At 65.3% G+C, this 11,068-nt stretch carries 11 protein-coding genes and 1 pseudogene; 5 read left to right on the forward strand and 7 right to left on the reverse strand.

Translation table 11 applies throughout. From position 1 onward, the window contains the following. The 4 genes and pseudogenes from glyA to HMPREF3115_RS05520 form a co-directional block, all read right to left on the reverse strand. Positions 1-393 (reverse strand): annotated as a pseudogene (gene glyA, locus HMPREF3115_RS32220) (serine hydroxymethyltransferase); the annotation flags it as partial. A 128-nt stretch (positions 394-521) separates the two neighbouring features. After that, complete coding sequence (locus tag HMPREF3115_RS05510) at positions 522-1,403, reverse strand: glycine betaine ABC transporter substrate-binding protein (protein WP_006406659.1); 882 nt, start codon at positions 1,401-1,403, stop codon at positions 522-524. Positions 1,404-1,557: 154 nt separating this feature from the next. Then, on the reverse strand, positions 1,558-2,445 hold the full coding sequence (locus HMPREF3115_RS05515) for an ABC transporter permease (protein WP_006406658.1): 888 nt from the start codon (positions 2,443-2,445) through the stop codon (positions 1,558-1,560). Then, complete coding sequence (locus HMPREF3115_RS05520; protein ID WP_070553648.1) at positions 2,442-3,731, reverse strand: quaternary amine ABC transporter ATP-binding protein; 1,290 nt, start codon at positions 3,729-3,731, stop codon at positions 2,442-2,444. The genes HMPREF3115_RS05515 and HMPREF3115_RS05520 overlap by 4 nt, the downstream gene beginning before the upstream one ends. 32 nt (positions 3,732-3,763) lie before the next feature. Here HMPREF3115_RS05520 and HMPREF3115_RS30700 point away from each other — a divergent pair, with 32 nt between their 5' ends. The 4 genes from HMPREF3115_RS30700 to HMPREF3115_RS05535 all read left to right on the forward strand — a co-directional run bounded on the left by HMPREF3115_RS30700 (position 3,764) and on the right by HMPREF3115_RS05535 (position 7,162). Beyond that, complete coding sequence (locus tag HMPREF3115_RS30700; RefSeq protein ID WP_125902389.1) at positions 3,764-4,072, forward strand: hypothetical protein; 309 nt, start codon at positions 3,764-3,766, stop codon at positions 4,070-4,072. 488 nt (positions 4,073-4,560) lie between these two features. Continuing rightward, positions 4,561-5,973, forward strand: coding sequence for a cytochrome ubiquinol oxidase subunit I (locus HMPREF3115_RS05525; RefSeq protein ID WP_070553649.1), 1,413 nt, complete (start codon positions 4,561-4,563; stop codon positions 5,971-5,973). A gap of 30 nt (positions 5,974-6,003) precedes the next feature. Further along, entirely contained in the window at positions 6,004-7,011 is a 1,008-nt protein-coding gene (gene cydB, locus HMPREF3115_RS05530; protein WP_006406656.1) for a cytochrome d ubiquinol oxidase subunit II, read from the forward strand. Then, positions 6,983-7,162 (forward strand): hypothetical protein, encoded by a 180-nt coding sequence (locus tag HMPREF3115_RS05535; RefSeq protein ID WP_035489112.1) that lies wholly within the window; start codon positions 6,983-6,985, stop codon positions 7,160-7,162. The genes cydB and HMPREF3115_RS05535 overlap by 29 nt, the downstream gene beginning before the upstream one ends. A gap of 117 nt (positions 7,163-7,279) precedes the next feature. Here the strand turns inward: HMPREF3115_RS05535 and HMPREF3115_RS05540 are convergent, their stop codons facing one another. Both HMPREF3115_RS05540 and HMPREF3115_RS05545 read right to left on the reverse strand, forming a co-directional pair. After that, positions 7,280-7,474, reverse strand: coding sequence for a YqaE/Pmp3 family membrane protein (locus tag HMPREF3115_RS05540; protein WP_011353784.1), 195 nt, complete (start codon positions 7,472-7,474; stop codon positions 7,280-7,282). A 115-nt stretch (positions 7,475-7,589) separates the two neighbouring features. After that, the gene (locus tag HMPREF3115_RS05545; RefSeq protein ID WP_035948111.1) at positions 7,590-9,257 is read right to left on the reverse strand and encodes an alkaline phosphatase family protein; all 1,668 of its coding nucleotides are present in this window, start codon (positions 9,255-9,257) and stop codon (positions 7,590-7,592) included. 235 nt (positions 9,258-9,492) lie between these two features. Here HMPREF3115_RS05545 and HMPREF3115_RS05550 point away from each other — a divergent pair, with 235 nt between their 5' ends. Continuing rightward, on the forward strand, positions 9,493-9,714 hold the full coding sequence (locus HMPREF3115_RS05550) for a hypothetical protein (RefSeq protein ID WP_006397340.1): 222 nt from the start codon (positions 9,493-9,495) through the stop codon (positions 9,712-9,714). 76 nt (positions 9,715-9,790) lie between these two features. Here the strand turns inward: HMPREF3115_RS05550 and HMPREF3115_RS05555 are convergent. After that, on the reverse strand, positions 9,791-11,068 hold a 1,278-nt coding region (locus tag HMPREF3115_RS05555), incomplete at its 5' end, for a DUF748 domain-containing protein (RefSeq protein WP_141751644.1).

The following is an 11,068-nucleotide window of genomic DNA, read 5'->3' on the forward strand; positions in this document are numbered from 1 at the left end:
CAGGTGGCCGCCCGCGTCGAGCGACATCCCCATCACCGTGTCGCCCGGCTTGACGAGCGCGAGCATGACCGCCCCGTTGGCCTGCGCGCCCGAATGCGGCTGCACGTTTGCGTGATTCGCATCAAACAGCGCGCACGCGCGATCGATCGCGAGCGCCTCGATCCGGTCGACATGGTCGCAGCCGCCGTAGTACCGGCGCGACGGATAGCCTTCCGCGTACTTGTTCGTCAACACGGTGCCCTGCGCTTCCAGCACCGCCGCGGACGCGATGTTCTCGGACGCGATCAGTTCGATCTGCGTCTGCTGGCGACGCAGCTCCAATGCGATTTCCGATGCGATCACCGGATCGCGGCTCTGGAGCGTTTCGGCAAAAAATAGAGCGTTCTCGTTCACTTGATGACTCCGCGACGCGATTCGTTACGTTGTGCGTGGATGGGTCGTACGGCCGCCGGCATCGGCCGGCATATGCGCCGGTTCGCGGACGATCGCGACCTCGTCGCCCGCGCCACCGGCACGTGGCTTTACTGCTGCAGCCAGGCCTTCAGCTTGTCCGGATGAGCGTCGACGAACTTCTTCGCGGCGCTCGCGTAGTCGTTCGTGCTGTTGCCTTCGAACTCGATCGCCTCGACATCGGCCAGCGTCAGCTTCAGATGCTTGAAGAACACGGCAGCGCGCGGGAACTTGCCCGCGAACTTCTTCGATGCGAACGCGTGGATCTGCTCTTCACCGCCCAGCGTGCCCTTCGGGTCCTTCAGGTAACGCATCGGCCACTTCTGGAACAGCCAGTGCGGGCTCCAGACCGTCGCGACGATCCACTGCTTCGACTGGTACGCACGCGAGACGCTGGCCAGCATGCCGGCCTCGCTCGACGCCTGGAGGTTGTAGCCGTCCAGGTTGTACGCCTTGATGGTCTTTTCCGACGCCTGCATCAGGCCGCCGCCCGGCTCGATGCCCTGGATCGTGCCGTTCAGCTTGCTCTTGACTTCCGGCTTGTTCAGGTCCGCAATCGACGACAGCTCCGATTCGGGCACGTACGCGGGCACCGCCCAGCCGTTCTTGCCGCCGCTGTAGACGACGCCGACATCGTCCAGGTCGTTCTTGTACTTCGCGTAGTACGCACCGTGCGTGACCGGCAGCCAGCCGCCGACCATGATGTCGAGGTCCCCGCGCGCGATGCCTTGGTACTGGATGCCGATGTCGGCCTGCACGAACTGAACGGGCTGCTTGAGCTGCGTCTCCAGCACATACTTCGCGACGTTGGCCACCGCCAGCACATCGGCCCAGTTGGTGACCGCGATCCTGACCGGCTCGGCGGCCGACGCTGTCCCTGCAGCTGCGCTGCAGGCAACCACTGTCGATACTGCAAGGTTCGCCAGAAGCGACCTAAACGTCTTGGCATTCATCTAGTACTCCTTTTTTAATCGATCGAGTCTTTCACGAGTGAGGAACGCCTTCGATCGGCGTTTCTGGTCTCCACGCACTGCTACACCGGTTGCGCCGCGGCACCGTGGCCGCGGCGCTTCGTCGTCCTTCGATTGCTGCCGACAGCCGTATCCGTCAGGTCCGTGCCGCACCCCGCGGGCCCGCCTTGCCGGCACGCGCGATCGGCTTCGTCAGCTTCTTCTTCGCGTTCACGCCGAAGCTCTCGGTCAGGCGGTCCAGCACGATCGCGAGCAGCACGACGCCGAGCCCGCCCTCGAAGCCGATCCCGATGTCGAGACGCTGGATCCCGCTCAGCACGTATTCGCCAAGGCCGCCCGCGCCGATCATCGACGCGACCACCACCATCGACAGCGCCATCATGATCGTCTGGTTCACGCCCGCCATGATCGACGGCAACGCGTTCGGCAGCTGGATCTTCCACAGCAGCTGCCAGTCGGTGCTGCCGAACGAGCGGCCGGCTTCGATCAGCTCCTCACGGACCTGCCGGATGCCGAGCGTCGTCAGCCGCACGACAGGCGGCATCGCGAACACGATCGTCGCGATCACCGCAGGCACGCGCCCAAGCCCGAACAGGATCACGGCGGGAATCAGGTAGACGAACGCGGGCATCGTCTGCATGAAGTCGAGCAGCGAACGCAGGATCATGCCGATCCGGTTGTTGCGCGCGCCCCAGATGCCGAGCGGCACGCCGATCACGAGGCTGAAGAACGTCGCCGCGGTGACGAGCGCGAGCGTGGAGACCGTCTGCGCCCACAATCCCATGTAGTGAATGACGAACAGCGCGAGGCCGACGAAGACCGAAAACACGATGCCGCGGCGCCACAGCGCGACGCCCACCAGGATCACGACCATCGCGATGAACGGTACGGCGGCGAGACCGTCCTCGAGCAGCTTCACGACCGCGCCGAGACCCGCCGAAAACGTGTCGAAGCCGCCGCGAAAATGCAGAAACAAAAAGTTGACGAAATTCTCCGCGAACTTCCCGATCACCGACGCGTTCATGCTGCCCTCCGTTGCATCATCTGCTTGAGTATCGTCCGGCAGGACACAACGCCCGCCAGTTGTCCCGCCGCATCCGTCACCGGCACGTCGTGCTGCTGCGTCAGCGCGATCGACGCGAGCCGATGCAGATCCGTATCGATCGACACCGCGTTGAAGTCGTCCAGGAACGCGTCGCGAATCGGCCGCGTGCCGGAACGGTGCAGCGTGGCGGGCGTGACACAGCCGAGGTAACGACCGGCCTCGTCGCATACGTAGCCGCACTCCGCGCCGCTGTCGATCAGCTGGTTCAGGTAGCGGTCGGACGGCGTGCCCGCATCGCACCGGAGCAGCCCGCGCTCGATCCGCGTCAGCATGCTCGACGCCTTCAGGAAGCGCGATACGTCGACGTTGCGGAAGAAGTCCTGCACGTACTTGTCGGCGGGCGTCTGGATCAGCTCGGCCGGCGTGCCGACCTGGATCAGGCAGCCGTCCTTCATGATGCCGATGCGCCCACCGATCTTGACGGCTTCCTCGATATCGTGGGAGATGAACACGATCGTGCGCTGCTCTTCCTTCTGCAGGCGCAGCAGTTCGTTCTGCATTTCGAAGCGGATCAGCGGATCGAGCGCGGAGAACGCCTCGTCCATCAGCAGCACCGACGGATTCACCGCGAGCGCGCGGGCGAGGCCCACGCGCTGCTGCATGCCCCCGGACAACTCGCTCGGCAGCAGCTTCTCGTACGAGCCGAGTCCGACGCGCTCCAGCGCCGCACGCGCGACCTCGTAGCGCTGCGCCTTCCTGATTCCCGCGACTTCGAGCCCGTACGCGATGTTGTCGAGCACCGAGCGATTCGGCAGCAAAGCGAATGACTGGAACACCATCGCCATCTTCCGGCGCCGCACTTTGCGCAGTTCCGGCGTCGACATCGGCGCGATGTCGCGGCCTTCGAGCACGACCTGGCCCGACGTCGGCTCGATCAGGCGGTTCAGCAGCCGGACGAGCGTCGATTTCCCGGAGCCGGACAGCCCCATGATCACGAAGATTTCGCCGGCGCGCACGCTCAGGCTCACGTCGTTCACCGCCACCATGTTGCCGGTTTCCGCGAAGATCTCGTTGCGGCCGACGCCGCGCTTCATCATCTCGATCGCACGCTCGGGCTTCGGACCGAAAATCTTCGACAGATGCTTGACGGTCAGGATGTCGGATCCGGTCGCGATACTCGACCGGACGATCGACGGCGCACCGTCGGTGTGGACTGCGCCGGGGGCAAGTACGTCGCCCGGCGCAAACGTCAGATTTGGAGCCATTCTGTCATCCCGACTAACTGGAAAGAGAAGCCGTGAACTTCGTCCGAATCGTCATCGATCGCCAGCCCGGCGCGTGGGCTCGATTCCGCTCCTGCGTGGTTGACGGCGCTGATACAGTGAATGCAGCGTATCAATCCAATTTCGTCGCTCCAGATACATTTTCTGTGCGCTTTTCCATACCTTTGGTAATGCATTCCGATACGGGCGAACACGCAGCACTGCACCGAAACCGCGCAAATCACGTGAAACGCAATGCCGGCGCGGTCGTGCGGGGTTTCGCGGAGATCACGGCCTGGCGGCGCGTGCAACGCGCGAAAGCGTCCGCTAGGGGAAAATCCTGACGAAGACGCTAAACGGAAACGGCCGGAAAATCAGGCCAATGTTGGTAGGAATGGTTTTCGAGCCTGTTCGCGACCGGACCGGGGCGAACGAGCGCAGGAGTCCGCCGATACAGGGCAGGTTGCTCGCCCGGTCGAGCAATAGCCCGGCGCTGTCGGCCGCAACCCGGTAGTCCGTGCACCGCGCAACGCGATGCACGCCAGGCAGCGGGAACTGTGGTTCGCGGTCCGCGATACCGTTCAATACCGCGACGCGCCATATTGACGCACATGCGGCAGACCGCCACGCCGGGCCACCCCGCGCCGCGATCGCCGTTCTTGATACGAATCAACGATTTACGCCGGAATCGGGCGCAACGGGCTGGACATCTGCGACGAGTTGGCACATTTCGCGACGCAACATCGCGTCCGATACTCCAGCCAACCCCGCAGCGCTGTGCCGGGGTCCGCCGGCATCCGTCGGCGGGTATCGTCTGCTTCGGTCAACTGGTATGGACACCGCTTTTTCGGCCCTCGATCTGGCCCGCCTGCAATTCGCGTTCACCGTCTCCTTCCACATCGTCTTTCCGGCCATGAGCATCGGGCTCGCGAGCTTCATCGCCGTACTCGAATACCGCTGGCTGAAAACCGGCAAGGCGTACTACAAGACGCTCTGCCTGTTCTGGTCGAAGATCTTCGCCGTCGCGTTCGGGATGGGCGTCGTCTCGGGCGTGGTGATGAGCTATCAGTTCGGCACCAACTGGTCGGGCTTCTCCAGCTTCGCCGGCTCGGTCACCGGCCCGCTGCTGATGTACGAAGTGATGACCGCGTTCTTCCTCGAAGCCGGCTTCCTCGGCATCATGCTGTTCGGCTGGAATCGCGTGAGCCCGCGCGCGCACTTCGGCGCGACGCTGATGGTCGCGATCGGCACGCTGATCTCGACGTTCTGGATCCTCGCGTCGAACAGCTGGATGCAGACGCCGCAGGGCTTCGAGATCGTCGATGGCCGCATCGTGCCGACCGACTGGTTCGCGATCATCTTCAACCCGTCGTTCCCGTACCGGCTGCTGCACATGGCGATCGCCGCGTTCATCGTCGCCGCGCTGGTGGTGGCCGCGACGGGCGCGTATCACCTGCTGAAAGGCCGCCGCGACAAGAGCGTGAAGAAGATGTTCTCGATGGCGCTGTGGCTGCTGCTCGTGCTCGCGCCGGTGCAGGCGATCATCGGCGACCAGCACGGCCTGAACACGCTGAAGTACCAGCCCGCGAAGATCGCCGCGATCGAAGGGCTGTGGGAAACCGAGAAGGGCGGCACCGCGCTGAACCTGTTCGGCATTCCGGACATGAAGGCCGAGACGACACGCTACGCCGTCAAGGTGCCGCATCTCGGCAGCCTGATCCTCACGCATAGCTGGGACGGCGAGATTCGCGGGCTGAAGGAATTCCCGCCGGAAGACCGTCCGAATTCGACGCTCGTGTTCTGGAGCTTCCGGATCATGGTCGGCCTCGGCTTCGCGATGATCGGCCTCGCCGTGCTCGCGTGGTTCCTGCGCCGCCGCGGCCGCCTGTATGAGTCGAAGCTGCTGCAGCGCTTCGCGCTCGTGATGGGCCCGGCCGGCTTCGTGTCGCTGCTCGCCGGCTGGGTGACGACCGAAGCGGGCCGTCAGCCGTGGGTCGTGTACGGCGTGATGCGCACCGCGCATGCGGTGTCGCCGCTGACGGTGCAGCAGGTCAGCGTGTCGATGATGACGTTCGTGATCGTGTACTTCCTCGTGTTCGGCACCGGCGTCTACTACATGCTGAAGCTGATGAAGGCCGGGCCCGCGCTGCCCGACGCGAAGCACGACGACACGCCCGACACGCGCCGCGATCACACCGCGCGCCGCCCGATGTCGGCCGTCGACGAACCGCTCGAGACCGTCTGACCCGCCACCCCATCCGCATACGAGAAAACTATGGACGTCACTGTAATCTGGGCCGCGATCATCGCATTGGGGCTCTTCATGTACGTCGTGCTCGACGGCTTCGACCTCGGCATCGGCATCGTCTTCCCGTTCTTCCCGGACGAGAAGGAACGCGACCTGATGATGAACACGGTCGCGCCCGTGTGGGACGGCAACGAAACGTGGCTCGTGCTCGGCGGCGCCGGGCTGTTCGCCGTGTTCCCAGTCGTCTATTCGACCGTGCTGTCTGCGCTCTATCTGCCGCTGATCTTCATGCTCGTCTGCCTGATCTTCCGCGGCGTGTCGTTCGAACTGCGCGCGAAGGCACGGCGCACGAAGCAGCTGTGGGATCTCGCGTTCATCGGCGGCTCGGCCGGCGCGACGTTCTTCCAGGGTGTCGCACTCGGTGCGTTCCTGCAGGGCATCGACGTGAAGGACGGCGTGTTCGCCGGCGACGCGTTCGACTGGCTGACGCCGTTCAGCCTGCTGACGGGCCTCGGCCTGATCGCGACCTACGCGCTGCTCGGCTGCTGCTGGCTCGTCGCGAAGACCGAGGGCGACCTGCAGCGCCGGCTGCATCGCGTCGTGTGGCCGCTGACCGTCGTGCTGCTCGCCTTCATCGCGATCGTCAGCCTCTGGACGCCGCTGCAGGATCCGGCCATCGCGCAGCGCTGGTTCGATACGGGGCTGTTCTGGCGGCTGCTGCCGGTGCCGTTCCTCGTCGCCGGCTGCGCGGTGTGGATGCGCCGCGCGGTGCGCGCCCGGCATGACATGACGCCGTTCGTGCTCGCACTCGCGCTGGTGCTGCTCGGCTACGTCGGGCTGCTCGTCACGCTGTTCCCTTATGCGATTCCGCAGACGATGACGATCTGGGAAGCGGCGGCGCCGCATTCGAGCCAGACCTTCACGCTGGTCGGCGCAGCAGTTATCCTGCCGATCATCATCGCCTACACGACGATGGGTTACTGGGTATTCCGAGGCAAGGTGCGCCATGAAGACCAGCATTACTACCACCACTGATCGCGCCGACGCTCGGCCCGATGCCCGGCGCCCGCGGATGCGCGGCTGGATGTGGTTCGTCGTACTGTGGGCCGGCGGCGTGATCGGCGCCGTCACGCTCGGCTATGCGTTCAAGATCTTCATGAATCTGACGCTGTTCGCGGTGAAATGAAAACGGCCGCTTCGATCGTCGCTCGATCGAAGCGGCCGTTTCTCCTTGGGCGGCCGATTTTGCCGGTTCGCCGCTTACGGCGGCGCCGCACGAGTCGCGGCGCCGCGCCGTTTACGCCTAGCGTCGTTCGCGCAGCGCCGCTTCGATCTTGCGATCGGTCTTGTACTGGCTCAGCGCATACACCGACCAGATCGCCGCCGGCAGCCAGCCGACGATCGTGATCTGCAGGATCAGGCAGATAATCCCGGCGATCGGACGACCGATCGTGAAAAACTGAAACCACGGCAACAACAGGGCAAGCAGCAGACGCATGAGCGGTCCTCGCGATACGTTTCGTTGAACGGGCAATGCGCAACGAATATGCCGGTGCATGCGATGGAATTCAACCCGCGCACCGCCGTCGACACGCGATGGACCGCCGCCGCGCTCAACGCTCGATGCCGAGCCCCGGGAGCACGCGCGTGTTCTCCGCCACGACCGCCTGCAGCAGCCGCGGCTCGACGCCGAGCAGCGCCAGAATCGTCGGCGCGACCTGCGTCGTGCCCACCACGTCGCTCACCGTACGCGCGCGATGCAGGCCCGGATACGATACGAGCAGGCCCAGATGGCTGTCGTCCGGCGCGTTGCCGCCATGCTCTTCATCCTTCTTCGTGCTCGACGTGTAGATCACGCCCGGGTTCGGCTGGACGATGATGTCGGGCGTACGGCCGTTCGCCGGATCGCCGAACCGCTCGGCCAGCGCCGCGCCGTACAGCACATAGGCCTGCGGGCCGTCCGCGCAGATGCCGGGCGCGTTGCAGCCGAGATTCGCGTTCAGCGTCTGCACCACCGCCGTACGCTGGCTGCGGTCGCGCAGCCAGATCAGCCCGACGTCGTCCGTCTGCACGAAGCCGGTGCCGGCGAGGCCCGATCCGTCGTTCGGGTTGCCCGTCTTCGTGTTGTTCTGGCCGAAGTTGCCGTTCGGATCGAGATAGCCGTTCGCCTCGAGCAGCTTCGTCAGCGTATCGCCGTGCTTCACGAGCTTCGTGCGATCGGTCGGCGACTGCCCGTGCTTCGCCGTCACGATCACGGCCGTCGACGTGTAGAGGTTGTGCTGCTTCAGCGCGCCGACGATGCGGCCGATCGCATCGTCCACGTACGTGATCGCGTTCGCAACCTGCCCGTTCGGCGTGAAGTTCGCGTCGAGATAGCCGCCGCCGGCCGCGACCGGCGCCTTCTGCGCGACGCTCAGCGTCTGGAAGTTCGCGCCGAACAGCGTCGGCACCGGCGCGTTCTTCGTGCCCGTCGAATCGCGGCCGTCGATCTGGTTGATCAGCGCCTGCACGTGCAAATTGTCGAAGCGCGCCGTATGCGAATAGACGTCGGTGTAGTCGGTGCCCGTCGCCGGATCGATCGAGTTGATCTCGGTGCGCGCGAGATCGTCGACGCCCGTGCCCGACGGGCCGTTCAGCCAGTCGTAGCCCCACGCGTGCTTGTCGGCCCACGCGGTGCGCGCGTTCGGCACCGCGGCCTTCACGGCCTCGAACACCGTGTTCGTCTTCACGTAGTCGTGCGGATAGACCGGCACGCAGCGGCCGTTCACGCGTGCGTGCGGAATCGCCTGCGGATTGAATGCACCGCCGCCGTCGAGATGCACGAGCGCGCCGCCGTTCTGCGCGTCGATGCCGGTCGTCTCGTCGAACACGACGTTCCAGCCCTGCTTGCCAGAGCAGGTCGTGTCGCTCGGCGCGTAGAGGTTGCGATCGTACGACACGTCGTAGAACAGGCCGGCCGTCTTCGGCGAGCCGCCGGTCACGAGCGCCGCGAGCCCCGGAAACGAATCGGACAGCCCGGGCGTGTACGCATTCGTATAGGTGACGCCGCTCTGCGCGAGCACCGCGAGGTTCGGGCACGTGTTCGCGCCGATGCAGCGCGCGAGATCCTGCTCGTGCAGGCCGTCGATGCTGAGCAGCAGCACGTGCTTCACGACGCGGCGCCCGTGTGCCGAGTCGCCGGCTGCGCCGTCCTGCCGGGCGTGCGCGCCCACACTTGCCAACGCGAGCGCGCCGGCCACCATCACTGCGATATGTCGCTGTTTGCCGAAGAAAGACCTCATCACCCCACCTCATCGATTGATCGTTGGACTGCGTGACTTGCCGTCAGGCGCGCCAAATATCGCCGCGCTCTGCGGCGGTCCGATGAAGTACGGCTTTCTGTTCTCTATCAAACGTAACGAATCGCAACGCCACGACGTGGCGGCGCGACCACGCGCCGCGCCCCGGGATTTTTGTCCGGTTGGCACGCCAGTATTGGCGTGTGATAAAGGGTTTTCCCTGATTCGGAGCCCGACAATGTCGACCCTGGAAGCATTGCGGTTCGTGCTCGACGACCCGCGCACGCCCGAGATCATTCGCCATCACGTCGTCGACGCGTTGCAGTACGCGTTGCGCAACTACGGCCAGGTATTTACCGCGAAGGAAGTCGAGTGGATCGCGCAGTGGGACGATGCGCGTCTGCCGCTGAGCGCGCGAAAGGAACTGGAACGGCGCGAGCCGACGGTCGCGCTGCGCTAGGGCCGCGCGCGGCGCACGACCGATCGATGCGCGCGACCGCGTCGGAAGAAGCCGACGCGGCCGCGCAGCGGCACGCTTACTGCAGCCCGAAGTCGACGCGCGTCGTGGCGCCCTTGTCCTCGATGCCCTTCGCATCGAGCTTCGGCGCGACGACGAACACGCGCTTCGCGTCGATCTTGCCGTCGAGATACTGACGCACCGCCTGCGCGCGCTGCTGCGCGAGCGCGCGCAGCGCATTGTCGTCCGCCGGTGCGTGCTCGGCGAGCGCCTTTTTCATGTCCGCTTCGGGCAGCGTCTTCTGCAGGCCGATCAGGTTGCGCGGCTTCTTGAAATCGGCCGCCTTGTAGGCGCGCGTCAGATACTTGTCGTATTCGCCGGGCTCGACGTTCACCGTCATCGGGTCGATGCTCTCGCCCTGCCCGACGACGTCCTTCAGCTTCTGCTGACGAACGAGCCGGTCGACATACGCGGTGCGCAGCCCCGGCGTGTCCTTGTCGGGATCGACGCGGCCGATCAGGTCGAGCCGGATCGACGGCTTCTCGGTCAGCATCTTCACGACCGTGTCGAGCTTCTTCTGCTGCGCATCGGTCAGCACCGCGGAGCCGGGTGCGAACTCGACGTAGCCGAGATCCTCGCCGCCGCTGCCGAACGCATGCGCGAGCAGCGAGAACGGCGACGTGACGGCCTTCGCGATCAGGTTCAGCAGCGCGCGCCAGATCAGCCCGCCGACGCTGAACTCGGGATTCGACAGCGATCCGGACACCGGCAGGTTCACGTCGATCTCGCCGCGCGTGTTCTTCAGCAGCGAGATCGCGAGCTTCACCGGCAGCTTCGTCGCGGTGTCGTTGTCGATGTGGTCGCCGAACGTCAGCTGGTCGATGAAGATGTGGTTGTTCGCCTTCAGCTGGTCGTTGGCGAGCTGGTAGTGCAGGTCGACGTTGAGCTTGCCCTTCGTGATCGGGTAGCCCGCGTACTTCGCCGAATACGGCGTGAGGTTGGTCAGCTCGATGTCGTGGGCGGTCGCCGTGAGATCCAGCGCCGGCTTGTCGATCAGCGGGTTCACCGAGCCCTTGATCGAGATCGGCCCGTTGCCGGCGAGGTTCGCGGCAACGTCGACCGGCGCGGACGTCGTCGAATCGGTGCCGAACGCCCCGACGGTCCCCTTGATCGCGACGAGGTTCGCCGTGTAGTTCGGCTTGATGAAGTTGTCCGTGTACGTGACACGGCCGTTCTGCAGCACGAGCTCGCCGAAATGCATGCGCACCGGACGCTGCGGCGCGGGCGCCGCCTTGACCACCACCGTCGCCGACGCGGCGGCCGGCGCCGACGCCTGCTGTGCGGCGGCGGCCGAGGC

This window comes from Burkholderia sp. HMSC10F09 (genome assembly GCF_001806955.1).
GTDB lineage: Bacteria > Pseudomonadota > Gammaproteobacteria > Burkholderiales > Burkholderiaceae > Burkholderia > Burkholderia multivorans.

Bases quoted from the DNA above. Each gene is read 5' to 3' on its own strand.
- HMPREF3115_RS05510 (WP_006406659.1), bottom strand. From the start codon at position 1,403: ATGAATGCCAAGACGTTTAGGTCGCTTCTGGCGAACCTTGCAGTATCG.
- HMPREF3115_RS05515 (WP_006406658.1), bottom strand. From the start codon at position 2,445: ATGAACGCGTCGGTGATCGGGAAGTTCGCGGAGAATTTCGTCAACTTT.
- HMPREF3115_RS05520 (WP_070553648.1), bottom strand. From the start codon at position 3,731: ATGGCTCCAAATCTGACGTTTGCGCCGGGCGACGTACTTGCCCCCGGC.
- HMPREF3115_RS05525 (WP_070553649.1), top strand. From the start codon at position 4,561: ATGGACACCGCTTTTTCGGCCCTCGATCTGGCCCGCCTGCAATTCGCG.
- cydB (WP_006406656.1), top strand. From the start codon at position 6,004: ATGGACGTCACTGTAATCTGGGCCGCGATCATCGCATTGGGGCTCTTC.
- HMPREF3115_RS05535 (WP_035489112.1), top strand. From the start codon at position 6,983: ATGAAGACCAGCATTACTACCACCACTGATCGCGCCGACGCTCGGCCC.
- HMPREF3115_RS05540 (WP_011353784.1), bottom strand. From the start codon at position 7,474: ATGCGTCTGCTGCTTGCCCTGTTGTTGCCGTGGTTTCAGTTTTTCACG.
- HMPREF3115_RS05545 (WP_035948111.1), bottom strand. From the start codon at position 9,257: ATGAGGTCTTTCTTCGGCAAACAGCGACATATCGCAGTGATGGTGGCC.
- HMPREF3115_RS05550 (WP_006397340.1), top strand. From the start codon at position 9,493: ATGTCGACCCTGGAAGCATTGCGGTTCGTGCTCGACGACCCGCGCACG.